This window comes from Sphingomonas sp. CARO-RG-8B-R24-01, from assembly GCF_022662295.1.
Classification (GTDB): Bacteria; Pseudomonadota; Alphaproteobacteria; order Sphingomonadales; family Sphingomonadaceae; genus Sphingomonas.
In genome coordinates, this window is record NZ_JAKNQI010000008.1 from 172613 (window position 1) to 198525 (window position 25913).

Annotated in this window: 20 protein-coding genes; 7 read left to right on the forward strand and 13 right to left on the reverse strand. The window is 67.4% G+C overall.

The window, feature by feature from the left end; genetic code table 11:
- The first annotated feature begins 82 nt into the window (after window positions 1–82).
- Window positions 83–2008, forward strand: a complete 1926-nt coding sequence (dxs, locus tag L8G49_RS16175; protein WP_242186763.1) for a 1-deoxy-D-xylulose-5-phosphate synthase — start codon at window positions 83–85, stop codon at window positions 2006–2008.
- A gap of 194 nt (window positions 2009–2202) precedes the next feature.
- Complete coding sequence (locus L8G49_RS16180) at window positions 2203–2898, forward strand: DUF6629 family protein (RefSeq protein ID WP_242186764.1); 696 nt, start codon at window positions 2203–2205, stop codon at window positions 2896–2898.
- 332 nt (window positions 2899–3230) lie between these two features.
- On the opposite strand, the gene L8G49_RS16185 is transcribed toward L8G49_RS16180, so the two are convergent.
- From L8G49_RS16185 to L8G49_RS16195, 3 genes are all read right to left on the reverse strand, one after another.
- Window positions 3231–4295 carry a ribonucleotide-diphosphate reductase subunit beta gene (locus L8G49_RS16185; RefSeq protein ID WP_242186765.1) on the reverse strand — a complete coding sequence of 355 codons (1065 nt, stop codon included), beginning with the start codon at window positions 4293–4295 and terminating at the stop codon, window positions 3231–3233.
- Window positions 4296–4392: 97 nt separating this feature from the next.
- The gene (locus tag L8G49_RS16190) at window positions 4393–4593 is read right to left on the reverse strand and encodes a hypothetical protein (RefSeq protein WP_242186766.1); all 201 of its coding nucleotides are present in this window, start codon (window positions 4591–4593) and stop codon (window positions 4393–4395) included.
- A complete protein-coding gene (locus L8G49_RS16195; protein ID WP_242186830.1) occupies window positions 4590–4889 on the reverse strand; it encodes a hypothetical protein in 300 nt (99 codons plus the stop codon). The genes L8G49_RS16190 and L8G49_RS16195 overlap by 4 nt, the downstream gene beginning before the upstream one ends.
- Before the next feature lie 77 nt (window positions 4890–4966).
- Between L8G49_RS16195 and L8G49_RS16200 the strand changes: the two genes are divergently transcribed.
- Window positions 4967–5227 (forward strand): DUF2171 domain-containing protein, encoded by a 261-nt coding sequence (locus L8G49_RS16200; protein ID WP_010162063.1) that lies wholly within the window; start codon window positions 4967–4969, stop codon window positions 5225–5227.
- Window positions 5228–5869: 642 nt separating this feature from the next.
- Here L8G49_RS16200 and L8G49_RS16205 read toward each other — a convergent pair.
- From L8G49_RS16205 to L8G49_RS16215, 3 genes are read right to left on the reverse strand one after another with little or no spacing between them, the layout of a single operon-like run.
- Window positions 5870–7312, reverse strand: a complete 1443-nt coding sequence (locus L8G49_RS16205; RefSeq protein ID WP_242186767.1) for an efflux transporter outer membrane subunit — start codon at window positions 7310–7312, stop codon at window positions 5870–5872.
- A complete protein-coding gene (locus tag L8G49_RS16210; protein WP_242186768.1) occupies window positions 7309–10497 on the reverse strand; it encodes a CusA/CzcA family heavy metal efflux RND transporter in 3189 nt (1062 codons plus the stop codon). Before L8G49_RS16210 ends, L8G49_RS16205 begins: the two co-directional genes overlap by 4 nt.
- Window position 10498: 1 nt before the next feature.
- A complete protein-coding gene (locus L8G49_RS16215; protein ID WP_242186769.1) occupies window positions 10499–11755 on the reverse strand; it encodes an efflux RND transporter periplasmic adaptor subunit in 1257 nt (418 codons plus the stop codon).
- A 136-nt stretch (window positions 11756–11891) separates the two neighbouring features.
- Between L8G49_RS16215 and L8G49_RS16220 the strand changes: the two genes are divergently transcribed.
- Window positions 11892–12566: a response regulator transcription factor gene (locus L8G49_RS16220; protein WP_242186770.1), complete on the forward strand. Its 675-nt coding sequence runs from the start codon at window positions 11892–11894 to the stop codon at window positions 12564–12566.
- Entirely contained in the window at window positions 12563–13921 is a 1359-nt protein-coding gene (locus L8G49_RS16225; protein WP_242186771.1) for a HAMP domain-containing sensor histidine kinase, read from the forward strand. The genes L8G49_RS16220 and L8G49_RS16225 overlap by 4 nt, the downstream gene beginning before the upstream one ends.
- Before the next feature lie 62 nt (window positions 13922–13983).
- Here the strand turns inward: L8G49_RS16225 and L8G49_RS16230 are convergent, their stop codons facing one another.
- From L8G49_RS16230 to L8G49_RS16240, 3 genes are all read right to left on the reverse strand, one after another.
- A complete protein-coding gene (locus L8G49_RS16230) occupies window positions 13984–14553 on the reverse strand; it encodes a type 1 glutamine amidotransferase domain-containing protein (RefSeq protein ID WP_242186772.1) in 570 nt (189 codons plus the stop codon).
- 46 nt (window positions 14554–14599) lie between these two features.
- Entirely contained in the window at window positions 14600–15679 is a 1080-nt protein-coding gene (locus L8G49_RS16235) for a catalase family protein (protein ID WP_242138406.1), read from the reverse strand.
- Window positions 15680–15746: 67 nt separating this feature from the next.
- Window positions 15747–16868, reverse strand: a complete 1122-nt coding sequence (locus L8G49_RS16240; RefSeq protein ID WP_242186773.1) for an alpha/beta hydrolase — start codon at window positions 16866–16868, stop codon at window positions 15747–15749.
- A 113-nt stretch (window positions 16869–16981) separates the two neighbouring features.
- On the opposite strand from L8G49_RS16240, the gene L8G49_RS16245 reads away from it, so the two are divergent.
- Window positions 16982–17746, forward strand: coding sequence for a Crp/Fnr family transcriptional regulator (locus L8G49_RS16245; protein WP_242186774.1), 765 nt, complete (start codon window positions 16982–16984; stop codon window positions 17744–17746).
- A gap of 72 nt (window positions 17747–17818) precedes the next feature.
- Here the strand turns inward: L8G49_RS16245 and L8G49_RS16250 are convergent, their stop codons facing one another.
- The 3 genes from L8G49_RS16250 to L8G49_RS16260 all read right to left on the reverse strand — a co-directional run bounded on the left by L8G49_RS16250 (window position 17819) and on the right by L8G49_RS16260 (window position 22392).
- Window positions 17819–19762, reverse strand: a complete 1944-nt coding sequence (locus L8G49_RS16250; RefSeq protein ID WP_242186775.1) for a ribonucleoside-diphosphate reductase subunit alpha — start codon at window positions 19760–19762, stop codon at window positions 17819–17821.
- A gap of 412 nt (window positions 19763–20174) precedes the next feature.
- Entirely contained in the window at window positions 20175–21572 is a 1398-nt protein-coding gene (locus tag L8G49_RS16255; RefSeq protein WP_242186776.1) for a HAMP domain-containing sensor histidine kinase, read from the reverse strand.
- 160 nt (window positions 21573–21732) lie between these two features.
- Window positions 21733–22392: a response regulator transcription factor gene (locus tag L8G49_RS16260; RefSeq protein WP_242138411.1), complete on the reverse strand. Its 660-nt coding sequence runs from the start codon at window positions 22390–22392 to the stop codon at window positions 21733–21735.
- Between the two features lie 151 nt (window positions 22393–22543).
- Here L8G49_RS16260 and L8G49_RS16265 point away from each other — a divergent pair, with 151 nt between their 5' ends.
- Window positions 22544–23179 carry a hypothetical protein gene (locus L8G49_RS16265; protein WP_242186777.1) on the forward strand — a complete coding sequence of 212 codons (636 nt, stop codon included), beginning with the start codon at window positions 22544–22546 and terminating at the stop codon, window positions 23177–23179.
- A gap of 50 nt (window positions 23180–23229) precedes the next feature.
- Here the strand turns inward: L8G49_RS16265 and L8G49_RS16270 are convergent, their stop codons facing one another.
- Window positions 23230–25878, reverse strand: coding sequence for an EAL domain-containing protein (locus L8G49_RS16270; RefSeq protein ID WP_242186778.1), 2649 nt, complete (start codon window positions 25876–25878; stop codon window positions 23230–23232).
- Window positions 25879–25913: the final 35 nt, after the last annotated feature.

Below are 25913 nucleotides of genomic sequence, written 5' to 3' on the forward strand. Positions count from 1 at the left end.
CGCGCGTCAAGAAAATGTCGCGATATGACAGAAGCGATCTGGAGCAATCGACAGCGTGCGGCAGCGGCGCTAAACAGGTCCGATGGTTGACTCTCATAAGACACCGTTGCTCGATACGGTCAATGTTCCCGCGGATCTGCGGACCCTCCCTGCCACAGAGTTGCGTGCGCTTGCCGACGAGCTGCGGCAGGAAACGATTGCCGCCGTTGGCGTGACCGGGGGGCACCTCGGTTCGGGGCTCGGCGTGGTCGAGCTGACCGTGGCGATTCACTATGTCTTCGATACGCCGCGCGACCGCCTCGTGTGGGACGTCGGGCATCAATGCTACCCGCACAAGATCCTCACCGGGCGTCGCGACCGGATCCGCACGCTGCGCATGGGCGGTGGCCTGTCCGGCTTCACCAAGCGCTCCGAGAGCGAATATGACCCGTTCGGCGCGGCGCATAGCTCGACCTCGATCTCGGCGTCGCTCGGTTTCGCGATTGCCAACAAGATCGCGGACAAGCCCGGCAAGGCGATCGCGGTGATCGGCGACGGCGCGATGTCCGCGGGCATGGCGTATGAAGCGATGAACAATGCGGCGCAGGCGGGCAACCGGCTGGTCGTGATTTTGAACGACAATGACATGTCGATCGCGCCGCCGGTTGGCGGGCTGTCGGCCTATCTCTCGCGCATCGTGTCGAGCCGCGAGTTCCTCGGTTTCCGCGAACTCGCCAAGCGGCTCGCCAAGAAGCTCCCGCGCCCGTTCGCCTCCAGCCTGAGCAAGGCGGACGAATTCGCGCGTGGCCTCGCGATGGGCGGGACCTTGTTCGAGGAACTCGGCTTTTATTATGTCGGCCCGATCGACGGGCATAACCTCGAGCAGCTGATCCCGGTGCTCGAGAATGTCCGCGATGCGGAGGAAGGCCCGATCCTCGTCCATGTCGTGACCAAGAAGGGCAAGGGCTATGCCCCGGCCGAGGCCGCGGCGGACAAATATCACGGCGTCCAGAAGTTCGACGTCATCTCGGGCGTCCAGACCAAGGCACCCCCGGGGCCGCCGCAGTACCAGAACGTGTTCGGCGCGCAGTTGCTCAAGGAAGCCGAGAGCGATCCGACGATCTGCGCGATCACCGCGGCGATGCCGTCGGGGACCGGGCTCGACGGCTTCTCCAAGGCGTATCCCGACCGCTTCTTCGACGTCGGCATCGCCGAGCAGCATGCGGTCACCTTCGCGGCGGGCCTCGCCGCGCAGGGGATGCGGCCGTTCTGCGCGATCTATTCGACCTTCCTCCAGCGCGCCTACGACCAGGTCGTCCACGACGTCTGCATCCAGAACCTGCCGGTCCGCTTCGCGATCGACCGCGCCGGTCTGGTCGGCGCGGATGGCGCTACTCATGCCGGGTCGTTCGACGTGACCTATCTCGCGACGCTCCCCAACATGGTGGTGATGGCGCCATCGGACGAAGCCGAGCTGGTCCACATGACCCACACCGCGGCGCTCCACGACAGCGGGCCGATCGCGGTGCGCTATCCGCGCGGCAACGGCACGGGCGTGGCGATGCCTGAGGTTCCCGAGCGGCTCGAGATCGGCAAGGGTCGGATCGTCCGCCAGGGGCACAAGGTCGCGATCATGGCCTTGGGGACTCGTCTCGGCGAGGCCTTGAAGGCAGCGGACGCGCTGGAAGCCAAGGGGTTGTCGACCACGGTCGCCGATCTGCGCTTCGCCAAGCCGCTCGACGAGGAACTGATCCGCAAGCTGCTGACCACGCATGAGGTCGCGGTGACGATCGAGGAATCGTCGGTCGGGGGCTTGGGCGCGCATGTGCTGACCTTTGCGAGCGACACCGGGTTGATCGACGCAGGGCTCAAGCTGCGCACGCTGCGCTTGCCCGACGTGTTCCAGGATCAGGACAAGCCCGAGGCGCAATATGCCGAGGCGGGTCTGGATGCGGATGCGATCGTCGAGACGGTGCTGAAGGCGCTGCGGCATAATTCGGGCGGCGTGGTCGAGGGCGCGCGGGCGTAGGGTTACACTTAAGCCCCTCCCCTTCAGGGGAGGGGTTGGGGTGGGGAAGTGCCTTGCAGAGAGCAGGGTTCTGCTGGACTGCCCCACCCCAACCCCTCCCCTAAAGGGGAGGGGCTTCAAGAAGTACGGCCCTTCCCACCCAACCCAAATCCCCCCACACAGGCCCCGGCGGTTCCGCGCCCGAGGGACCGACCATGTGCTTCTCCGCCACCGCCAGCTTCACCGCCGCCGCCGTGCTCGCCACGATCGGCGTCGCCACGCTGCGCCACGTCCGCGAACCACGCGCGCTGCTGTTCGCGAGCGTGCCCTTGCTGTTCGCGTTCCACCAGTTTTCGGAAGGGCTGGTGTGGCTGTCGCTCGAGGGGCGGCTCGGGCGCTATGCGGTCGATCACAGCGTGTTCCTGTTCAGCCTCTACGCGATCGGCATCCTCCCGCTGCTGATGCCGACCGCGGTCGCGCTGATGGAGCCGCCGGGATGGCGGCGGCGCGCGGTCCTCGTGCTGACGGGGGTGGGCGCGGTGGTGTTCGCGTGGGACATGGCGGGGCTGGTGATCGCGCCGACCTGCGCGGTGATCGACCAGCATTCGATCGCCTATAGCAACCCGGTGACGAGCCGCCTGTGGGTGTCGCTGCTCTACATCCTCGCGACGTGCGGCGCGCTGCTGCTGTCGACCCACCGCGTGGTGCGGGGATATGGGGTGCTCAACGTGATCGGGCTGACGGTGGTGCATCTGGTGAAGGGCTATGCCTTCGCCTCGGTGTGGTGTTTCTATGCCGCGGTGCTGAGCGTGGTGCTGTACCGCCAGTTCCACCGGCAGGACATCGACGTGGCGGTGCCGAACGGGACGAGCGGGGTGCGGCGGCCGTTTGTTTTGTCTTGGTTGCGGTGAGCGGCTAGCGGAGCCGCGTGGGAACAGCATGCCGATCGCCCGAGGCGACGGCCCGGGGCGGTGCTGGTCAGTCGTATCTAGTAACCGGCCTTACTTTCCCGGCGAAGGCCGGGGCCCAGTAGCGAGAGCGTTGGCTAGTTTCCGTCGGCGTGGCTTTCAGGCGTTCCTCGACTGGGCCCCGGCCTTCGCCGGGGAAGACCCAAACTTCCGAGGATCTGATGGCCCACGTTCGTATGAGCTGTTCGGATCGAGCGCGGGCGAAGCCCGCGCCGTCGGCCGATCGCGCCCCAGGCGGTGGATTAGCTAGCGCCAATCCTCCGCCTCAAGGCAACTTACTCTGCCGCAACCCCAGCCCGCGAGAACATGTCCCCCGCGTCCGAATCCTCGTTCGCGAACACCATGCCCGACGGCCCAGCCTTCGCCTTCTGGCGCTTGTCGAACCCGTCCCACACTTCGTTCCAGTTCCCGCGCGTCGCCGCCTTGGAATATTCGGTCGCGCGCTGTTCGAAGAAGTTGGCGTGCTCGACGCCGTTGAGCATCGGCGCGAGCCACGGCAGCGGGTGCTCGTCGATCATGTAGATCGGCTTCATGCCGAGCTGCCCCAGCCGCCAGTCGGCGATGTAGCGGATGTACTTCTTGATTTCCTTGGGCGTCATCCCGTTGACCGGACCCATCTCGAACGCGAGGTCGATGAAATTGTCCTCGAGCCGGACGGTGTGCTGGCACATGTCGGCAATGTCGTCACGCACCGACTTGGTCATGCAATCGCGTTCCGCGCAGAAGGCGTGGAACAGCTTGATGATCCCCTCGCAATGCAGCGATTCGTCCCGGATCGACCAGGTGACGATCTGCCCCATGCCCTTCATCTTGTTGAAGCGCGGGAAGTTCATCAGCATCGCGAACGACGCGAACAGCTGCAGCCCCTCGGTAAAGCCACCGAACATCGCGAGCGTCTTGGCGATGTCCTCGTCCGAATCGACGCCGAACGTCTGCAGGTAATCGTGCTTGTCCTTCATCTCGCTATATTCGAGGAAGGCGCCATACTCGCTCTCGGGCATGCCGATCGTGTCGAGCAGATGGCTGTAGGCGGCGATGTGCACCGTCTCCATGTTGCTGAACGCCGCCAGCATCATCTTGATCTCGGTCGGCTTGAAGATGCGGCCGTACTTTTCGTGATAGCAATCCTGCACCTCGACGTCCGCCTGGGTGAAGAAGCGGAAGATCTGGGTCAGCAGGTTGCGCTCATGGTCGCTGAGCTTCTGCGCCCAATCGCGGCAATCCTCGCCCAAGGGCACTTCCTCGGGCATCCAGTGGATCTGCTGCTGGCGCTTCCAGAAATCGAACGCCCAGGGGTATTCGAACGGCTTGTACTGCTTGCGGGCTTCGGTGAGGGACATGGGGGCTACTCCGGAACAAAAAGGGAAAACAAGGGTGGCATGGGGCAACGCAGAAAGGAAGCGGTGACGGGGTCACGGAGCCAGAAGGGGCGGACCGTCACGCCGCAACGCTCCAGCGCCACATCGCGCTTGCCGACATGATCAGCACGATGCCCAGCGCAAGCGCCATGATCCCGACCATCCGGAACGCATAGACCTTGCCCTCGCCAGCCGGGCGCAGCAGCGCGAGCAGCAAACCTGCGCCGATCACGGTGAACACCGCCGCTACCACATACATGATCGCGATCGCCATGGTCATCGCCTCACCACCCGCGTGACATAGACCGTGCGCGTGCGGTGCGAGCCGACGCCGAGGAAGACGATCCCGACGAAATAGCCGAAATCATACCAGCCGCCGTCGTTGGGGACGGCGTAGACCGCCACGTCGGGAACGAACAGCGACACCACCCAGGCGACCGGGAAGATGAAGCCGTGCCACACGCCCAGCAGGAAGCCAGGGGCCGCCGGCGCGATCGCGCTCGCTGCCTGGTGCGCGCATCCGCCGAGCAGGAGCGCCGCCGCGATCGCCAGGCCGCCGACGCCGGATCGCGTCATCTTCATGCGATGGCCCTTGCATCGAATCGGTCGGGCGCGCGTTGGGGATCCGCAACCGTAACGAAGGAGCTACCATCATGGTCGACGCATCGCAGATCCAAGAACATGCCGAAGTCATCGGCGCAGACGGCGTCCATGTCGGCACGGTCGACCACGTCGAGGGTGGCCGCATCAAGCTGACCAAGAAGGACTCGGGCGCGCAAGTCAACGAGGGTACCGGCAGCCATGAAGGCCATCATCACTTCATCTCGCTCGGCCTGGTCGCCGATGTCGAGGACGGCAAGGTCCGCCTCAGCGCGAATGCCGACGTCGCCGTGACGTTCGAAGAAGAGAAGTAACGGCGGCTGGCCCGCGCACGCCGCACGGGTCCGCACGAAAAGGGCATCGCTCATGCGGTGCCCTTTTTCTTGCCCGACACGCCGCCCGACACGATCGACGCACGGATGCTCTCGTTCTTGCAAGCGTCGTATCCGTGGAAAGCGGCAGCAGCAGTCACCCCAATGTCCTTCGATCTCGGCGGCCTGCCAGATGCCACAAGGGCAGGGGCATCAGCGCGCACGTTTGATGTGCCATCGACGGCAGCAGACACCCGTCCCACAAAACCCGCATCGCATAGCCGGTACGCCGCTGACCGATGCACTTGTCTTCTCCGAATACCGCGCCGTCCGGGCATTACCCGGCGGTTTCCCGCACGCGGGACTCCCCCGGATCGACCGTGTCCCAGACGTATCGGATCGTACCGTGCTGCGCCACCGCTAACTTATCGAACTGTTCATAAAAGCGCGGTGGATGCGCAACGGGTAGTGTTACCCCGGCACGCGAGATACAAGATCGGCTACCGTCCGATGGGCCGCCGTTCGCGCGCGCCGTGGCCATGCGGCATCGCCGGGCCGGTTGCGGGCGAGGCAGGGCGCGGGCATGCGACCGCCTTCGGCCGTGCCCGGCCGTGCCTGGTCTGGGTCATCGACGGATGACGCGCTTCAGTGCGACTGTCGCGTAGCGTCCTCGACTGTCACGCCGCCGCCGACCGCCTGATATAGCGCGACCGTATCCGCCAGCCGGGCGGCGCGCGCCTGGAGCAGCAATGCGGTCGATTGTGCGCTCGCGGTCGTCGCGTTGAAGACGGTCAGCGTGCCAACCCCGCCCAGCGACAGCTGGCGACGGGTGAAGACGAGGTTCTGCGTCGCCGCGTCGTTCGCACGAGTCGCCGCATCGAGCGCGGCGGCATCGGTGCGCAGCCCGGACAGGCTGTCCGCCACATCCGCGAATGCCTGCAGCGCGGCACTGCGATATTGCGCCTTGGCGCCGTCCAACGCCGCCTCGGCCGCGCGCTGTTGCCCGCGCAGCGCGCCGGCGTGGAAGATCGGCTGCGTCACCCCGCCGATCAACGCCCAGAACGGATTGCCGCTGGCGAACAACCCGCCGAAATCCACCGCGTTGCTGCCCCCTGTCGCGGTCAGCAAGATATTGGGCAGCCGTGCCGCGATCGCCACGCCGAGATCGGCGCCGGCGCCGCGCATCTGCGCCTCCGCCGCGCGAACGTCGGGGCGCGCGGCGACGATCTGCGCGGGCAGGCCGACCGGCAGCGTCGCTGGAAGCGCCAGCGCGTCCAGCCGTGGCAGTTCAGGCAAAGGCGCGCCGGGCGCGACTCCGAGTAGCAGCGCGATCAGGGTCCGCTGATGATCGCGCTGGCGAATCAGCGGGGGCAACGCGGCCTCGGCAGTCGACAGCACGGTCTGTTGCGCGGCGACGTCCGCCGCGCCGATATCCCCCAGCGCCTGGCGGCGTTGCAACAGTTGCAGGATGTCGCGGTTGCCGGAGACGCTGCTGGCGGCGGCGTCGATCTGCGCGGCGAGCGAGGCCTGCTGGATCACCGCGAGGACGAGATTGCCGACCACCGTCGTCCGCGCCGCCAGCAGGCGGTTGGCGGCGACCTCCGCCGCGGCGCGGGCGGAGCGGCTGCGGTTGCGCTGCAGCCCGAACAGGTCGAGCGGATAGGTGACCGAGACCTGCGCGGTATGGAGCGTGTAGAGGTTCTGGTTCTGGTCCGCGAGCGGGCTTTGCAGCGCGTTCGACACGCGTGCGCGCTCGACCTGATAGGAGGCATCGACCTGCGGCTTGCCAGCCGCGGCGGTCACGACCAGCTGCGCGCGGGCCTGCCGGAGCGTGGCGTCGGCGACCGCCAGATCGTTGTTGGCCGCCAGCGCGCGCGCGACCAGCGCGTCGAGCGCCGGGTTCCGGAAGGCATGCCACCAGGCTGCGTCGAGGCTTGCCCCCGGCGCGATCGTCTGCGCCGGGCCATGTGTCGGCGCGATCTGCTCGGGCGCTACGGCGGGGGCCATCGACAGCGCGGTGGTCGGATGCTGCGGACCGACCGTGCAGCCGATCAGCAACAACGGCGCAGCGAGCGTGACACGCTTCATGCCGGTTCTCCCTGCGGGATGGCGGGATGCGGGCGGTGCCCGACGTCGCGCCCGTGCGCGCCGCGATCCTCCGGGCCGACGTGGCGCGAGAAACGCCCGATCAGCACCGGCAGCACCAGCAGGATCAGGATCGGCGCGAGCCCCATCCCGCCGACCACGACGAGCGCGAGCGGCTTCTGCACCTGGCTTCCGATGCCCGACGAGACGGCGGCGGGAAGCAGCCCGATCGCAGCCGCAAGGCACGTCATCACGACCGGACGCAGGCTCGTCTGGACGGTGCTCGCGATCGCGGCGTCGCGGTCGAACCCCTGGTCGATATGCTGGTTGAAGGTCGTTACCACCAGAATACCGTCCATCACCGCGATCCCGAACAGCGCGACGAAACCGATCGCCGCCGAGATGCTGAACGCGGTCCCGGTCAGCGCGAGCGCGAGCACACCGCCGATGATCGCCATAGGGATCACGCTGAAGCTGAGCAGCGTATCACGCACCGAGGAGAAGTTGGCGTAGAGCAGCACCAGGATCAGCGCGAGGCTGATCGGCACGACCACCTCGAGCCGGTTGACCGCGCTCGTCAGGCTGCCGAGCTCGCCCGCCCATTCGAGGCTGTAGCCCGGCGGAAGCGTGACGTTTTTGGCGATCCGCGCCTGGACCTCGTCGACCGTGCCGCCGAGATCGCGCCCGCGGACGCTGAACTTGATCGGGACGTAGCGTTCCTGATGCTCGCGGTAGATGAACGACGCGCCGGTGGTCAGCCGGACCTTGGCGACTTCGGACAGCGGCACCTGGATCGACCCGGTCCCGCTCGGCGACGGCGCGCCGATCGTGATCCGGCGCAGCGCCTCGAGGCTGTCGCGTTGCGCGTCCTTCAATCGCACGACGATCGGGAAGTGCCGGTCGGTCCCGCGCTCGTACAGGTCGCCGCTGCTCTGCCCGCCGATCGACGCGGCGACCGCGGTGTTGATGTCGTCGGGCGTCAGGCCATAGCGTGCCGCCGCGCCGCGATCGATGTCGATCTGGACGGTCGGCTGACCGAGCGAGTTGGAGATGCCGAGATCGGCGACGCCGCGGACCTTGGCCATCTGGTCGCGGATCTGCTCGGCGATATGCTGGAGCGTCGCGAGGTCGGGGCCGAACACCTTGACCGAATTGGCACCCTTCACGCCCGACGAGGCTTCCTCGACATTGTCCTGGATATATTGCGAGAATTCAAAGTCGACGCCGGGGAAACGCGCCTGCAACCGGTATTGCAGCTCGGCGGTCAGCGTTTCCTTGGTCACGCCCGCGGGCCATTGGTCGGCAGGTTTGAGCGGCGTGTAGAATTCGGCGTTGAAGAAGCCGGTCGCGTCGGTCCCGTCATCGGGGCGGCCATGCGTCGAGATGACGCGCTGGACCTCGGGATAGGCCGCGATCATGTCGCGGATCGCGTTGACCGACGGCTGCCCCGCCTCGAGCGAGATCGACCCGGGCAGCGACGCGCGGATGTAGAGATTGCCTTCCTCGAGATGCGGAAGGAATTCGATCCCGAGCGAGCGCATCCCCACCAGTGCGGTGACGAGCAACAGCGCCGCACCCCCGAGCGTGACGATCCGGTTCGACAAGGCGAAGGCGGCGGCGGGTTCGTAGATCGCGCGCAGCTTGCGCACGACCCAGGTCTCGACCTCGTCGAGCGAATCGGGGAGGAGCAAGGCGGACAGCACCGGCGACACGGTGAAGGTCGCGATCAGCCCGCCCGCGATCGCATAGGCATAGGTCTTCGCCATCGGGCCGAAGATGTGCCCCTCGACCCCGGTCAGCGTGAACAACGGGATGAAGCTCGCGATGATGATCGCGGCGGCGAAGAAGATCCCGCGGCTGACTTCGCTCGATCCGTGCAGGATCGCGGAGAAGCGGCTCGCCGGGGTGGCGTGGCCGTGCCCGCTTTCAATCGCGGCGGAGCGTTCGACCATGTGGCGGAAGATGTTCTCGACCATGATGACGCTGGCATCCACCACCAGCCCGAAATCGAGCGCGCCGAGCGACAGCAGGTTGGCGGATTCGCCCTGCACCGTCAGGATCAGCACTGCGAACGCGAGCGCGAAGGGGATGGTCAGCGCGACGATCACCGCGCTGCGCAGGTTGCCGAGGAACAGCCACTGGAGCACGAAGATCAGCAGGATCCCCTCGACCAGATTGTGCATCACGGTGTGCGTGGTGACGCCGATCAGCTCGGAGCGGTCATAGATCCGCTCGAGCTTGACCCCGGGCGGCAGGATGCCGGATGCGTTGATCGTCTCGACCTCTTTCTGGACCGCGTTGATCGTCGGCATCGATTGCGCGCCGCGCTGCATCAGCACGATGCCCATGACGATGTCGTCGTCCGCGCCTTCGCCCGCGATGCCGAGCCGCGGGGCATTGCCGATCCGCAGCGTCGCGACGTCCTTGACCAGCACCGGGTTGCCCGCATTGGTCGTGACGAGCGCGTTGCGGATCGCATCGGTCGACTGGATCAGCCCGACCCCGCGGACGATCGCCGCCTGCGACCCGAAGTTGATCGTTTGCGCGCCGACGTTGCTGTCGCCCTTGCTGATCGCGGCGAGCACCTGCGAGACGGTCACGCCGTGCGCGACCGTCCGGTCGTTGTCGACCACCACCTCATAGGTGCGCAGCTTGCCGCCCCAGCCGGTCACGTCCGCGACGCCCGGGATACGCTTGAACCGGCGTTGCAGCACCCAGTCCTGCAACGTCTTGAGGTCCATCACCGAATAGCCCTTGGGCGCGGAGATGCGGTAGCGGTAGATTTCGCCGATCGGGCTGGTCGGGGAGATCTGCGGCTGCGCGCCGCCCGGCAGGTTGCCGAGCTGCGACAGGCGACCGAGCACGCGCTGCTCGGCTTCGGCGAAGGTGTAATCGTAGCTGAACTGGATCCGCACGTCGGACAGGCCGAACAGCGAGATCGAGCGGACCGAGGTGATGTGCGGCACGCCCGCCATCGCGACCTCGACCGGGATCGTGACGTTGCGCTCCATCTCCTCCGCCGAGACGCCGTTGCTCTGCGTCAGCACCTCGACCATCGGCGGGACCGGGTCGGGATAGGCCTCGATGTTGAGATTGTAGAAAGCGATCCCGCCGGCCAGGATCAGCCCCACCAGCAGCATGAGCACGAGGATGCGCTGGCGCAGCGCAAAGCCGACGATGCCGTTCACCTTAGAGCCCCGCTTCGTTGACGAATAACGCGCCCGAGGTGACGATCCGCTCACCCGCCTTCAGGCCAGCGACGATATGGTCGACGCCGTCAGTGCTGTCCGCGACCTGGACCGGGCGTGCGTAGAGATAGCCCTTGGGGCCGGCGACCCAGACGACCGCCTTGTCGCCTTCATGGATCACCGCGTCCGACGGGACGTAGATTCCGGTCGGCGCGCCGCTGCGCCGCTCGATCGTGAAGCTCGCGAACATCTGCGGTTTCAGCGCGCCGTCGTCGTTGCGCACGGTGGCGCGGACGGGGAGGCGGTGCGTCGCGGGGTCGAGTGCTGCGCCGACATTGTCGATCACCGCGTCGAACACCCGGCCCGGATAGGCGGGTGTGGTGACGCGCGCACGGTCGCCGAGATGGACGCTCGCGGCATCGCCTTCGGCAAGCTGCGCGATCAGCCAGACGCGGCTGGCATCCGCGATCGTCATGATCGGCTTGTCGCCGCCCGCGGTGACATATTGGCCCGGCGCGACGTCGCGGGTCGCGACCACGCCCGACGCCGGCGCGCGGTAAACGGTCTGCGCCGAGATCGAATCGCCGCCCGTTTGCAGCCCGCGGATTTCGGTCGCGCCCTTGCCGAGCAGCGACAACTTGTCGCGCGTCGCGGCGAGCGCTGCGTCGGCCGAGCGCAGCGCGGACTGCGCCGTTACCAGGTCGCTTTGCGCCTGGCGGTAATCCTTCAACGCGCCGCCTGCGGTCTGGTAGATCGCGGCCTGGCGGGTCGCGGTGTCCTGCGCGATGCGGACCTGCGCGGCGGCGGTCGCGCGCTGCGCGCTGGCGGTCAGGAACTGGTCGCGCGCCTCGACGAAATCGGGCGATGCGATGCGCAGCAGCGGCTGCCCTCGCGTGACCTTCTGCCCGGCCTGAACGAACACCGCGGCGACCTGACCCGAGAAGGGGAGCAGGATGGGCGTGCTGCTGTCGCCATTGACCGCGATCGTGCCGGTTGCCTGGATCCCGCCCATCGTCGACCCGTCGCGCACGACCGTCAGCTTCATTCCGGCAAGCTGCTCCTTCGTCGGGGCAAAGGCGCCTGGCGGCGTCTTCTCGGTCACCGGTTCGGCCGGCTTGGTCGCCGCGCCGATGATCGCGATGACGATGAAGATCGCTACGATAAGCGCTGCGGCGATCGCCAGCAGCCGGAGTTGGGCACGTCGGTCCAGCCGCTTGGTCTGTGGCAAGGCGATAGTGTGGTCGGTCGTCGCCGTCATCTCGGTCTCGAACTCGCTTGCGGGGCTGATGGAGCCGGCGCACTAGGCGGCTAGGCTTACAGCAGGCTTACAGACCTATTTCTGGCCCGAGGGTTTTGCCAAGAGGGTTTTCGCTCAAGCAGGTTCGGACGGGTCGATGCGGTTGTTGTTGGTGGAGGATGACCGGGAACTGGCCGAGGCGCTGGCGGCGGCACTCGCGCGGCGCGGCATGTCGAGCGATCACGCCGCGACCGCCGACGACGCGCTGCTGATGCTGGGGGCCGCACGCTACAGTGCGGTGGTGCTCGATCTCGGCCTGCCGGATGCCGACGGGCTGGACGTGCTGCGCACCCTGCGATCGCGGCAGGACCCGGTGCCGGTCGTCATCCTGACCGCGCGCGGCGATACGGCGGCGCGGATCGGCGGTCTCGACCATGGCGCCGACGACTATCTCGCCAAGCCGTTCGACGTCGAGGAACTGGTCGCGCGGTTGCGCGCGGTGTTGCGGCGACAGGGTGGCTTCGCGGGCGCCGAGCTGACGGTCGGCAACGTGCGATTCGACTCCGTCGCGCGCGAACTGACGGTAGAGGCGCGTGTGGTCACGCTGTCCGCGCGCGAGCTCGAACTGGTCGACCTGTTGCTCAAGCGGCCCGGCCGCGTCGTGGTCAAGGCGCTGATCGAGGACCAGCTGTTCGGCTTGTCCGAAACGCTCGGGTCGAATGCGGTCGAAGTCTATGTCCATCGGCTGCGGCGCAAGCTGGAACAGGCGGGGGCGAGCGTGGTGATCGAGACGATCCGGGGCGTGGGCTATATGCTGCGCGCGGCGGCATGAGGTTCGGCTGGCCGCGGTCGCTGATCGCGCGGATCCTGTTGCTGGAAGGGGTGGCGATCCTGTGCGCGGCGATCCTCATCCCGCTGCTGACCGGGTCGGTGCTGCAACGGACCAAGGCGATCTACCAGGAGAAACTGCTGGTCGCGCAGGCACAGAGCATCGCCGCCGAACTGACCCAGGCGCGGTCCGACGCCGGGCACCTGCTGCTCCCCCCCGCGCTCGAGGCGTTGTATGCGAGCACCTATGACGGCCGCGCCTTCGCGATCGTTGCGGCGACCGGACGAGCGGTCGCGTTCAGCCGCCACGCGGGCGGCGTTCCCTGGCAAGCGGTCCCGCGCAGCCGGACGGCGCGATCATTGTGGCGGGCGGGCTATGTGATCGTCAGCGTGCCCGTACGCCTGTCCGGCGCAACGCTGTGGATCCTGGTGTCGCAGGACGAGACGCGCCCGGGCGCCATCACCGACGACATCACCCGCGCGTTCCTGACGCGCTACCTGGCGCTGCTCCTGCCGATCCTGCTGCTGCTGCCGGTGGTCAACAGCGTGCTGATCGCCCGGCTGGTGCGGTCCGTCCGGCAGGTGTCGGATCGCGCGGCGGCGATCGGGCCGCGCAGCCTGCACGTCCGCCTGGCCGATACGGGCCTGCCGACCGAGGTCCGCCCGCTGGTCGATGCGACCAACGGGCTGGTCGAGCGGCTCGAGCAAAGCTTCGCCGCGCAGGCCGAGTTCGTCGGCAACGTCGTCCACGAACTGCGCACGCCGCTCGCCACGCTGCGGGTGCGGCTTGACGCCGTCGCGGACGACACGCTGCGGGCGGCGTTGCTGGCGCAGGCGGATCGCATGTCGCACGTCGTGTCGCAGTTGCGCGACCTGGCGCGGCTCGATTCGATTTCGGATGAGGATCTGGTCGCGGTCGACCTGGTCGCGCTGGCTCGCGACACGCTGGCCCAGGCCGCGCCGATGGCACTGGCCAGCGGGCATCCGGTCGCGTTCGTGGCCCCCGACGCGCCGGTCCGGGTTCGCGGTAATCGCGTGCTGCTCGACATTGCGCTGACCAACCTGCTGTCCAATGCGGTGCGGCACACCGCCGCCGGAACGGCGATCGAGGTTGCGGTGTGCGCGAATGGCGCGCTCGTCGTGACCGATCGAGGCCCGGGAATCACGGTATCCGATCGCAGCTTGCTGACGCAGCGCTTCTGGCGGGCCGATCACCTGCGCTCGGACAGTGCCGGGATCGGGCTATCGCTCGTCCAGCGGATCGTCGACCTGCATGACGGGCGGATCGAGATCGGCGACGGCGCGGATGGCGGCGCACGCTTTGCGTTGCTGCTGCCGCTGATGCCGGCCAGCGTATGACGGCATGGCAGCGCTAGGGGATCCCGGGAACGGTTGCGACCGTTCCCGGGACCCGTGCGGGTTCAGGCGCTGGCCGCCTGCTCGGCATGCTTGCCCTCGGCGAATTCCTCGACGAGTTTGGCGCAGAAAGCGGGCAGATCGTCCGGGGTGCGGCTGGTGATCAGCCCCTGGTCGACGACGACCTCCTGATCGACCCATGTCCCGCCGGCGTTGCGAATGTCGGTCTGCAGCGTCGGGAAGGAGGTTACCGTCCGGCCTTTCAGCACGTCCGCCTCGACCAGCGTCCAGGGGGCGTGGCAGATGGCAGCAACCGGCTTCGCCTGCGCGAAGAAGGCGTGGACGAACGCGACCACCGCCTTCGATCCGCGCAACGTGTCGGCGCCGACGCTCCCGCCCGGGATGATCAGGCCGTCGAACGAGTCCGCCGAAACATCCTCGATCGCCTTGTCGACGCTGAAGGTCGCGCCCGGATCGAGATCATTGTTGACGGACTGCGCGTCGTCGGTCGCCAGGCTGATGACGGTCACGGTGCCGCCGGCCTGCTCTACCGCAGCCTTGGGCTTGGCGAATTCGGGCTCCTCGGTGCCACGCGGTGCGATCAGGATCGCGATGTTCTTGCCTTCCAACGTCATGGTCGTCTCCATTTGCCTGGTCTTGAATGCTATGTTCGGGTTTCGATCAGCCGTCCTGCCCGGTCGGCTCGTGATAGGGGCAGCCGTTGGTGCGCGCGCGGAAGTCGGCGGAATGGCGATAGGTATCGCGCCGCGCCCGGTTGATGTTGCCGAGCGGTTGGTGCGCGGTGATCCCCGTCCACACGCTGAAGCGGGTTTCCTCGTTGATCTTCCGGACGTGCGCATCGCTCCAGCTGTCCTGTGGTGCTGCGCGGACCGTGCCGACGCGAATGAACGGCGTGTCCGCCTCGTCCCACAGCACGGTCGCATCCTCGACCGGTTGCGCATCGAGATCGCGGCAGAGCTGCACGCGGAATTCCCATTCCGCGCTGATGTCGCGCATTTCCTTCTGCACTTCCTCGCGGATCGCATTCTCACGCCCGTCGATGGTGATTTCCTTGCCGGTCAGCATGGTCATCGCCGGCGCGACGGGGGCCAAGCTGAACTTGGCGACATAGTCACCGAAGCGGAAGGCGGTCGCGCTGTAATAGGTCTCGCCGAGCGGCTCGACATTGGGCGCGCCGCCCATGGAATTGACCGCTGCCGGCGCCTCCGCACCGACCGCCTCGAACGCGTGACGAACGCCGCGCAACGCCGCTGAAACCACCTTCTTGGTGCCCTCCAGCCGATCGGTCGTCTTGGCGAGCAGCTGGAGGTTGCCGAGGAATTTCTTGGCGGTCTTGGCGGCGAAGACCGGACCGTTGACCATCACGAAATCCTGCGCGGTCCCTTCGGATCCCGGCAGCCGTTCGCCCGCGACGTCGAACACCTTCATCGCCATGCCGCGCGGCAGGCTGATCACGTCGGGCAGGATATCGCCCGCGTTGGTCGACATGCGCAACAGCACCTTGTGCTTGCCCGGCGATGCGAACAGGCCCTGCGCCAGTTCGGGCGGAAGGTTCCCGTCAATCTCCAGCTCGCCCTCCAGCAGGCCGTGCGACTTGGCGTGGACCGAGCGAACGGCATGGCCATAATCCTCGGCGGTCCGCTCCAGGATGATGTCGAACGCTTCGTTCAGGCCGGCGACCGTCTCGGTCTCGTCGGGCTGCACGGTTTCCACGGCGGGGCTGTAGCGGATCGGGGACATTGCAAATACTCCTTGCAGGGCAGACAAATCGGCAGGGGTGGAGCGTGCCACCCCTGCCTGAACGCGCTCAACGCGCGCGTGGGGCCATGGCGAACGCCGTTTTCAGGCGCGCGACCGCCAGGTCATTGGCATCCCTGGCACCGCGGACGACCGCCGCCATGCCGAAGAACTCATGCGTCACGCCCGGGAAGGTGCGCTGCTCGACCGTGTCGCCAGCCGCGCGCATCGCGGTCGCCAGCGTCTCACCGTCCGAACGAAGCGGGTCGATCTGCGCGTTGATGATCGTCGTCGGCGGCAAGCCCCGCAAATTGGCCTTGACCAAATTGAGCCGCGGGTCCTGCGCATCCGCCGGGGTCGCCTGATAGTAATGGCCGAACCACTTGAGCATCGCTGCGTTGAGCGGCTTGGCGTTCGCCGAATCGCGCCGCGACGGCAGCGTCATGCTGCTGTTCGCGATCGGATAGACCGAGACGATGTGGAGCGGCGCGGTGAGGTGGTTGTCGCGGGCATAGATGGCGGTCGCGACCGCAAGGTTGCCGCCCGCGCTTTCGCCGGCGACCGCGATCTTCCTAGGGTCACCGCCCCACGATGCCGCGTTCTGCAACGTCCAGCGATAGGCGGCCGCGGCGTCGTCATGCTGCGCGGGGAATTTGAATTCGGGCGCGTGGCGATATTCGACCGACACGACGATCGCGTTGAGCGCCTTGGCCATCGCACGCGGGGCGGCATCGTAGGTCGCGACATCGGCGATCACCCAGCCACCGCCGTGATAATAGACCACGACCGGCAACGGGCGACCGGCCGGTGCGGCGGCGGGCTTGTAGACCCGCGCGAACTGCATCGCATCCGCGCCATAAGGCACATCCTGCGTCGACACGCTTGCGTCCGGCGTGGTCGGCATGCCGCGCTTCGCCATCACTGCCTTCGCGCCGTCCGCGGCGGACGGTTGCTGCCGCGCCTCGGCGGGCGTCAGCGTCTCGATCGGCTTTCCGCCGAGCGACGCGAGCGCATCGAGCACGGTCTGCATGTCCGGCGCGGCCTTGGGCGGCTGGACCCGGGTTGGTGCGGGCGGCGGGGGTGGCGGCGCGGTGTTCGCGCGGCGCGCCTGGGCCGACAGCGGGCTCAATGCGATCGCCAGGGTGCTCGCGACCGCCCCGTGGGACAGGGCGCGCTTCAACGAATAGGTCATGGGTTCTCCTGTATCTTCGGAGGCAGCAACACCTACGCACCCGTGGTTGTTTCTGTACGGAACCGAACAGAGAGCGGATTGGCGGTATGGCGGGAAGCCTTTTATGGAATGGCATGGATGTGAACACCGCCACCCCAGATCCGATCGAGCGCGCCGTACCGATCACGCGGGCGCAAACCCGCAACCGGCTGCTGAGCCGCCTGGACGATGCGGATTTCGGGCTGCTCCAGCCACATCTCACGCGCGTGCCGTTCGCGGTCGGCGAGGTGATCCTGCGCGCGGGCGACGCCGTCGAGAGCTTCTGCTTTCTCGAGGCGGGCATCGCGGGGGTGCTCGACGCGCTGGAAGGGGAACGGTGTTATGCGGTCGGGCTGGTCGGCGCGGAGGGGTTCGTCGGCTGGCCGCCGCTGCTGGGCGACGACCGCTCGCCGTATGACATCGTGATGCGCGCCGAACACGGCGAGGCACTGCGGATTCCGGCGGACGTGCTGCTGGCGGCGGCCGCGCGGAGCGAAACGCTGCGGGTGACGCTGTTACGCTTCGTCCAGGTCTTCATGATCCAGATGGGCCGGACGATCGTCTCGGCGCTGGCGCATCCGGTCGAGCGGCGGCTGGCCCGGTGGATCCTGCTCTATCACGACCGCGTCTGCGAGGACGATATCAGCATGACGCACGAGGAATTTCGGCTGATGCTCGGCGTGCGCCGCAGCAGCGTCACCGACGCGCTCCACCGGCTGGAGGAACAACAGGCGATCCGCGCGGTGCGCGGGCGGGTGATCGTGCGCGACCGCGCCACGCTGATCGCGCTGGCCGGAGACACCTATGGCGGCCCCGAGCACCACTATCGTCGGTTGCTTGGTGAGGAACGGTCGCGCTGACCCTGGAGGACGACCGCGCTCAGGCCGCGGGATGGGGGGCACGCCGCCGTCGACGGTCGTGCCCGGCATGGTTTACTGGCAGGCGAGACACTCGTCGTAGTCGGTCGTCTCGAACTCGTATTGCGGCTTCTCGATCGTGTTGTCGTTCTCGACCCCGCCCGCGAAACCGGCGCGCTGCACCGACTTGGAGCGGAGGTAATAGAGTGACTTGATCCCCAGTTCCCACGCGCGGAAGTGAAGCATCAACAGGTCCCACTTCTCGACGTCAGCCGGGATGAACAGGTTGAGCGAGGTCGACTGGTCGATATAGGGCGTGCGGTCCGCCTGGAGCTCGAGCAGCCAGCGCTGGTCGATCTCGAAGCTGGTCTTGAAGCAATCCTTCTCCTCGACGTCGAGGAACTCGAGATGCTGGACCGACCCGCCCTGTTCGAGGATCGAGTTCCAGATCGCGTCCGAATTCTTCGACTTGGCGACCAGCAGCTTTTCCAGATACGGATTCTTGATCGAGAACGAGCCGCTGAGCGTCTTGTGGGTGTAAATGTTCGCCGGGATCGGCTCGATGCACGCCGAGGTGCCGCCGCAGATGATGCTGATCGACGCGGTCGGCGCGATCGCCATCTTGCAGCTGAACCGCTCCATCACGCCGCGATCCGCCGCGTCGGGGCAGGGCCCGCGCTCGACCGCGAGGTGCATCGACGCTTCGTCGACCTGCGCCTTGATGTGCTTGAACATGCGCAGATTCCACGACTTCGCCATCGCGCCCTCGAACGCCAACCCACGCGCCTGGAGGAACGAGTGATAGCCCATCACGCCCAAGCCGACCGAGCGCTCGCGCATTGCCGAATACGCCGCGCGTTCCATGCCGGGTTCGGCGCGGTCGATGAAGTCCTGCAGGACGTTGTCGAGGAAGCGCATGACGTCCTCGATGAAGCCCTTGTCGTCCTTCCACTGGTCCCACGTCTCGAGGTTGAGCGACGACAGGCAGCAGACCGCGGTGCGCTCGTTGCCGAGATGGTCGGTCCCGGTCGGCAGCGTGATCTCGCTGCACAGGTTGGACGTCGACACCTTGAGCCCGAGTTCGCGGTGGTGGCGCGGCATGCCCTTGTTCACGTGATCCGCGAAGACGATGTACGGCTCGCCGGTGGCAAGCCGCGTCTCGACCAGCTTCTGGAACAGCGAGCGTGCATCGACCGTCGCGCGGGCCGAACCGTCCTTCGGGCTGACCAAAGTCCATTCGCTGCCCTCACGGACCGCTTCCATGAACGCGTCGGTGATCAGCACGCCGTGGTGGAGGTTGAGCGCCTTGCGGTTGAAATCGCCCGAGGGTTTACGAATCTCGAGGAATTCTTCGATCTCCGGGTGCGACACGTCGAGGTAGCAGGCCGCCGAGCCACGGCGGAGCGAGCCCTGGCTGATCGCGAGCGTGAGCGAATCCATCACGCGCACGAAGGGAATGATCCCCGAGGTCTTGCCGTTGAGGCCGACCGGCTCGCCGATGCCGCGGACGTTGCCCCAATAAGTGCCGATCCCGCCGCCGCGCGAGGCGAGCCAGACGTTCTCGTTCCACGTATCGACGATCCCGCCGAGGCTGTCGGGGACCGAGTTGAGGAAGCACGAGATCGGCAGGCCGCGCCCGGTGCCGCCGTTCGACAGCACCGGCGTCGCGGGCATGAACCAGAGGCGCGAGATATAGCCGTAGAGCCGCTGCGCATGCGCTTCGTTATCGGCATAAGCAGAGGCCACGCGGACGAACAAGTCCTGGAACGTCTCGCCCGGCAGCAGATAGCGGTCGCGCAGCGTCTCCTTGCCGAAATCGGTCAGCAGCGCGTCACGCGAGTGATCGACCTCGACCGGATACAGCTGCACGTGGACTTCCTTGGAATCCCCACGCGCTTCGAGCTTGCGGTCGGCACCGTTGCGGTCGGCCGCATTCGGTGCCTGGGCGCTCGTCGCGAGCGCTTCGATCGTGTCGGTTGCCATATCCGTCTTCACTTCCTCGGTATCCCGAAAATCCATTGTCCCGCCCCTGGTTACGTCTCAAAGTCACAGGATCGGACACGACATTCGTTCCCGATCCGTTCGATCTTCGTTCGACTCGGGGGACGAGCCCCCTTGCTAGCATTTCAGGGGCGATCGGCGAGACCAAAAAGCAGCCCTGCAAGCATCTACGATGCCGGTCCGGCCGTCTGTACGATATAGGGTCGTACGCTTCGCTCTACCAGTTCTTGGGTTCGCCCCCGAACCTTACCCCTACAGATTGTGCCGATCGCGTCCACGACGCAATATCCTAAATGACAGTTCGGGGACTCGGTTCGTCGCTATTTTCCAGCGGCTGGCGGGCGTCGAATGTGACTTATGGCCAGCGACGCGCGGTCAAAGCTGGCGTTGCGGAAAGGCAAGAGGCCGAACAGGGAACGTGACATTTATTTCATGCCGGATCGGCGAAGCCGACCGGGAGCGTGACGTGGACCGCGAGCCCCCCGATCGTCGCGGTATCGAGCGTCAACGTGCCGCCATACAGATTCGCCAGTTCGGTCGCGATCGACAACCCGAAGCCGTGCCCGTCGCCGCGTTCGTCGAGCCGCTGTCCCGCCGAAAGCGCGGCGGTACGGGTAGCCTCGGGGATGCCCGGGCCGTCATCCTCGATCGTCAGCACGACGAACCGGTCGTCCGCGCCCTGCGTGGCGCGGACGACGATTCGGGCGGCGGCCCAGCGCCAGCCATTGTCGAGCAGGTTGCCGATCAGTTCGTCGAGGTCCTGCCGGTCGACCGCGACCGCGAGCTCCGGATTGATCGCGACGTCGGCGGTAATGCCGCGCTCGGCGTGGATCCGCGCGAGCGCAGCGGCGAGATCCGCGACGACGTCGCTGAGCGAGGTAGCGACGCGCGACGCGACCCCCGGGGTTGCGGCGCGCGCGCGCCCGAGATGATGGCGCACGGCCTGGTCGATCCGCGCGATCTGCGCGCCGAGCGTCCCGTCCGGATCGTGCGGGCGGACCGACAGGGCAAGCGTCGCGAGCGGAGTCTTGAGGCCGTGCGCGAGATTGGCGACATGCCCGCGCGCATTGGCGAGCGCGGCGGCATTCTCGCCGAGCAGCGCGTTGATCTCGCTGGCAAGCGGGGCGAGCTCGCGCGGCTGGTCTTCGGGAATGGCGGTGGCGCGGCCGGTTCGTACCGCCGCGAGGCCCGCGCGCATCCGCCCAAGCGGGGCGAGCCCAACGCGCAGCTGCACCAGCGTCGCCGCGCCCAGTGCGAGCCCCAGCAGCAGCAGCGATCCGAGCAGCGGCGCCATAGCGGCACGCAGCGGCCGGTCGACGATCGCGCGCGGGGCGGAGGCGGTGATGCGCACCTCGCCCGCCGGCGTCGCGAGCGTCAGGCTGCGCGCATGGCGACGGCCGTTGCCGTCGCGCCAGTCCAGCGCGCGGGCGCGGTCCGGATGGCGGTCGGCGGGTCGCAGCGCGTCTGGATTCTCGCCCGGCGGCGGCGGCGGGGGCAACGCGGTCCAGGGCGCGTGCATCGCATCGATATTGGGCGGCGCGGGGGAAGCGATCGTCTTGCCGCCGGCGTCGACCCGCCAGCCCCAGCCGTTCGCGGGATCGTCATAGGGAGCCGCAAGGATCAGGCGGCTGCGATCGATGCGCCCGTCCGGGCCAACCGCCTGCGCCAGGATCGCGATCTGCGAATCCAGCCGGTCGTCGAGGCCCTGCATCACGAACCGGTCGAGCACCGCGCCGATCGTCAGCGCAGCGAAGGCGAGCGCCGCGAGCGTCGCGACGAGCGCGGTGACGAGCAGGCGTCCGTAGAGCGAGCGCGGGAGGAGGGTCACGCGGTTGCTCGGCAGGGGTAGGCGGGTAGGCTTCCCCTCTTCCCGGCGTCACCCTGAACTCGTTTCAGGGTCCACCGTCCGACACCGGCTGTCCGCCATTGTAGCGCGGTGGATGCTGAAACGAGTTCAGCATGACGGCAGAAGGGGGGACTGGGCGCGCTCACGCTGCCACGATCCGATAGCCGCGCCCGCGCACCGTTTCGATCAGGTCCGCGCCGATCTTCTTGCGCAGACGTCCGACGATCACCTCGAGCGAGTTCGAATCGGGATCGGCATCGCCCTCATAGATATGCTCCATCAGGTCGAGCCGCTCGACCACCACGCCCTTGCGCAGCATCAGCGTCGACAGCACCCGCCATTCGAGCGCGGTAAGCCGTAGCGGCAGCCCGTCGCGCTCGACCTGCCCGGTCTGCGCGTCGAAGGTGATCGGCCCGCACACGATTCGCGCCGACGCATGCCCGGCCGAGCGGCGCACCAGCGCGCGCAACCGCATCACCAGTTCCTCGATCCGGAACGGCTTGGTCAGATAATCGTCCGCGCCGGCGCGAAACCCGGCGACCTTTTCGGACCAGCCATCGCGCGCGGTAAGGATCAGCACCGGGAGCACGCGCCCGGCCGCACGCCATTCCTCGAGCACGGCGATGCCCGACTTGAGCGGCAAGCCAAGGTCGAGCACCGCCGCATCATAGCTTTCGGTGTCGCCGAGATGTGCGCCGTCCTCGCCATTGGCTGCGACGTCGACCGCGAAATGCTCGGCGCGCAGCGCCTTGGCGGTCGCGTCGGCGAGCGCGCTGTCGTCCTCGACCAGCAGGATACGCATTGTGCAGCTCTCTCTCTCGTGCGGTCGGGACCGGATGCCGCAGCAACATTGCGGCTATCTCCCTGCGCTAAACCCAATCTGAACCACAAGGTTCAGTGGGCCGGGGGGACGACTCGGTAGAAGGCTGCATACCAACCGAAGGAGCATGACCATGACCGAAGAAACACACACCGCACCGCGCCGCACGATCTCGACCCGCGGCGCGCTGATCGCCGCAGCGCTGGTCGCGGTCGGCGTCGGCGGCGGCGCGACCGTCGCGCAGATGACCGCACCATCGGTCGAGATGGCGCCGATCAAGCCCGTCGCGATCCGGAGCCTCAGCGATACCGGCAGCGTCGTCACGGTACGCGGCAAGATCGCGGAGACCTATGGCCCGATGTTCATCCTTGCCGATGGCACCGGGCGGACGCTGGTCGAGGGCGGGCGGCAGGTCGACGGAACCGGCCTCGTCGCGGTCGGGCAGACCGTCAGCGTGCAGGGGCGCTTCGGGCGCAGCATGCTGCACGCCTCGTTCCTGGTCGGTGCCGACGGCAAGGTCACCGCGCTCCGCCCGATGCCGCCGCGCGGTGGACCGGGTGGGCCGCGTGGCCCGCACGGGCGCGGTGGTCCTGATGGCCCCGGCGGCCCGGGTGGACCGGACGGCCCCGATGGCCCCGGCGCGCAGGATGCCGCACCGCCGCCACCGCCGGCCGCTGCGCCTAACGCAACCCCGGGGGCGACGCCCGCCGTGGCGCCGGCTGCGCCCGCGGCTGCGCGGACGACCGCAACCGTGACGGCAAGCAAGTAAACGACCGGGCCGCGCGATAACCGCGCGCGGCCCGCCCTTCCCGCGCAGCCTTATCCCGCCTTGCGCGCTGACGTCGGCACGCTTGGCGCGGCGAGCCGTTCCAGATTGAAGGTCTCGGCGAATTCCAGACCCGCGCGGCCATCCGCGGCCCAGCGCAGCTTGGCAGGGAACATCTGGTCCTCGAGCAATTCGATCAGCACATCGAGGTCGGCCGATCCCGCATCGACCTCGATCCCCTCGACCATCACGCCGGTCGACGAGATGTTGCGGATCCGTACCTCGCCCGAGACGGCACCGGCCTGGATCCGCGCGTGGCGCAGCATCGCGGTGCGCGGGTTGCGGGTGATCTGGAAGCCGCTCGCAGTCGCCATCCCGCCGCCCACCGCCAACTGCTGCAGCACGTCCGCCGCGCGCGCGGGCTTGCCATAGACATAGCCCTGGATGTGGCTGCACCCGAGCGCGCGGATCAGCGTGATCTCGTCACGATTCTCGACACCCTCGGCCGTGGTGTCCATGCCCAGCGCCTCGGCCAGCGACACGATCGCGCGGATGATCGCGGCGTTGCGATTGCCCGCGATGGTCGCACCCTTGACGAAGCTCTGGTCGATCTTGATCTTGTCGAACGGCGCCTTTTTCAGATAGCCGAGCGACGAATAGCCGGTCCCGAAATCATCCAGGGCAAGCCGCACGCCACACCCTTTCAGTGTCTTGAACATCTGTTCCGACGCGGCGCTCTCATTGAGGAAGACGCCTTCGGTGATTTCGAGTTCGAGCCGATGCGGCGCGATCCCCGATTTGGCGAGCGCCGAGGTGACGAGCGATGGCAAGGAGGTATTGGCGAACTGGATCGGCGAGACGTTGACCGCGACGCGGACATCCCCCGGCCATCCTGCCGCCTCGATGCACGCGGTGCGCAATACCCATTCGCCGATCGACTCGATCAGCCCGCAATCCTCGGCGACGGGGACGAACTCGGACGGACTGACCAGTCCGCGCGTCGGATGTTCCCAGCGCAGCAGCGCCTCGTATCCGACGATCCGCTCGGACCGCGTATCGACCACAGGTTGATAGGCGAGGTAGAACTGGTCGCCGACGAGCGCCTGTCGCAGGTCATCCTCGAGCTGCTTGCGGCTCTGCGCGCCCACCAGCAATTCGTCGCGGAAGAAGCGGTGGATGCCGCGACCGTCCCCCTTGGCGGCGTAAAGCGCGAGATCGGCGTTGCGGACCAGCGTTTCGGAATCCGCGCCGTCCTGCGGCGCGATCGCAACGCCGATCGAGCAGCCGATACTGATCGCCGATCCCTCGATCGAATAGGGTTGCGACAGGTCGAAGATAACGCGGCGGGCAAGGTCGGTCAGATCCTCGCGCGCGGCATGACCCGGCAGGATCACCTGAAACTCGTCGCCGCCGAGCCGACCGACGAGGCCTGCTTCGCCGATCGTCCGCTGCAGCCGCTGCGCAACCTGCTTGAGCAGGGCGTCGCCCATCTGGTGCCCCAACGTGTCGTTTACCGCCTTGAAACGATCGAGGTCGAGCAGGAACAGGCTGGTCATCCGTTGCGCCGCCGCCGGATGCGCCAGCATCTGGTCGAGCGACAGGCGCAATCGCTGACGGTTGGCGAGCCCGGTCAGACTGTCGAACAGCGCGAGCCGGGTGATCTCGGCATCCGCGCGGCGCCGTTCGGTCAGGTCGCTGCCGCTGCCGACGAATCCCAGGAAGATGCCGTCCTCGTCGAAAATCGGGCGCCCCGACATCGACCACCATCGCTCCAGCTTGGCGCGGCTCGCCGGGCGGACCGAATAATTGGAAAAGGCGGTGCGCGACGACAGGTGAAAGGCGAGTGTCCGCTCGGTTTCGGGTAGCGCGCTGTCCATCCGGAACAGGCGCGACAAGGGCGCACCGATCGCGGGGGCGTCGGGCACGTCGAGTTCCTGGGCGACCTTGGCGGTAAGATAGGTCACCTCGCCCTCGCTGTTGGTCTGCCAGAACCAGCCGCTCGAATGCGTCTCGAATTCGGCGACGAGGCGGGTCGCCATGCGACCCTGCGCCTGGTCGAGGTCCCGCAGCGCGACCGCGCTCCGCTCGAACAGCGCGAGTCGATAGGTCGCGCCGGTCAGCGTCAGCAGCACCAGCAGGCCGATCCACCAGGCAATCCCGAAAAAGTCCTGCACCGCCAGCGTCGCCAGCAGGCCCACGCCGAACCCGATCGTTGCGGCGCGCACCGGGTACAGAGCGATGACCATCACGATCATCGCGGCGATGGTGGTGGCGGAACTGGCCATGCGCAAAGGCCCGGGCGGCAGCAGGTCGGTCGCAAACAGCAGGGCGAGCACCGCGGCCGCGCCGATCGCGCCAAGCAGCGTCGCGAGTCGGACCTTCACGTGCGGCGGCCAGCGACGCGCCGCATCGTGGCGCAACGTCGCGAGCAGTACCGTCCCCGATGCGGTTATGGCGATGCCGCTGGCGATGGCGACGATCAGAACGCCGGTCGCACCCCCGTCCCACGCGGTCCACGCGACCAGTAGCGGTGCTGCAACCGCGACGGTCACCGCGAACGGCCAGGTGGCGCAGAGCTGCCGCAATTGTTGGCGCAAGGCGTCGCGGTGCCCCTCGGACTCGGTCGTGCTGGGCGACAGGTCGGTCCACAGCGCCGCAAATGCGACGCCGAGTGCGCGAAAGGGGGTTATACTGATACGCATCAAGGTGTCTCTACCCGACGATCCTTGCATTTTGC

What these genes read in the sequence shown, in the direction of transcription:
- L8G49_RS16190 (WP_242186766.1), bottom strand. Translation starts at nt 4,593, where the DNA reads ATGACCATGGCGATCGCGATCATGTATGTGGTAGCGGCGGTGTTCACC.
- L8G49_RS16195 (WP_242186830.1), bottom strand. Translation starts at nt 4,889, where the DNA reads ATGACGCGATCCGGCGTCGGCGGCCTGGCGATCGCGGCGGCGCTCCTG.
- L8G49_RS16250 (WP_242186775.1), bottom strand. Translation starts at nt 19,762, where the DNA reads ATGGATTTTCGGGATACCGAGGAAGTGAAGACGGATATGGCAACCGAC.
- L8G49_RS16245 (WP_242186774.1), top strand. Translation starts at nt 16,982, where the DNA reads ATGGATGTGAACACCGCCACCCCAGATCCGATCGAGCGCGCCGTACCG.
- L8G49_RS16240 (WP_242186773.1), bottom strand. Translation starts at nt 16,868, where the DNA reads ATGACCTATTCGTTGAAGCGCGCCCTGTCCCACGGGGCGGTCGCGAGC.
- L8G49_RS16260 (WP_242138411.1), bottom strand. Translation starts at nt 22,392, where the DNA reads ATGCGTATCCTGCTGGTCGAGGACGACAGCGCGCTCGCCGACGCGACC.
- L8G49_RS16225 (WP_242186771.1), top strand. Translation starts at nt 12,563, where the DNA reads ATGAGGTTCGGCTGGCCGCGGTCGCTGATCGCGCGGATCCTGTTGCTG.
- L8G49_RS16180 (WP_242186764.1), top strand. Translation starts at nt 2,203, where the DNA reads ATGTGCTTCTCCGCCACCGCCAGCTTCACCGCCGCCGCCGTGCTCGCC.
- L8G49_RS16230 (WP_242186772.1), bottom strand. Translation starts at nt 14,553, where the DNA reads ATGACGTTGGAAGGCAAGAACATCGCGATCCTGATCGCACCGCGTGGC.
- L8G49_RS16185 (WP_242186765.1), bottom strand. Translation starts at nt 4,295, where the DNA reads ATGTCCCTCACCGAAGCCCGCAAGCAGTACAAGCCGTTCGAATACCCC.
- L8G49_RS16265 (WP_242186777.1), top strand. Translation starts at nt 22,544, where the DNA reads ATGACCGAAGAAACACACACCGCACCGCGCCGCACGATCTCGACCCGC.
- L8G49_RS16235 (WP_242138406.1), bottom strand. Translation starts at nt 15,679, where the DNA reads ATGTCCCCGATCCGCTACAGCCCCGCCGTGGAAACCGTGCAGCCCGAC.
- L8G49_RS16205 (WP_242186767.1), bottom strand. Translation starts at nt 7,312, where the DNA reads ATGAAGCGTGTCACGCTCGCTGCGCCGTTGTTGCTGATCGGCTGCACG.
- L8G49_RS16270 (WP_242186778.1), bottom strand. Translation starts at nt 25,878, where the DNA reads ATGCGTATCAGTATAACCCCCTTTCGCGCACTCGGCGTCGCATTTGCG.
- L8G49_RS16220 (WP_242186770.1), top strand. Translation starts at nt 11,892, where the DNA reads ATGCGGTTGTTGTTGGTGGAGGATGACCGGGAACTGGCCGAGGCGCTG.
- dxs (WP_242186763.1), top strand. Translation starts at nt 83, where the DNA reads ATGGTTGACTCTCATAAGACACCGTTGCTCGATACGGTCAATGTTCCC.
- L8G49_RS16200 (WP_010162063.1), top strand. Translation starts at nt 4,967, where the DNA reads ATGGTCGACGCATCGCAGATCCAAGAACATGCCGAAGTCATCGGCGCA.
- L8G49_RS16215 (WP_242186769.1), bottom strand. Translation starts at nt 11,755, where the DNA reads ATGACGGCGACGACCGACCACACTATCGCCTTGCCACAGACCAAGCGG.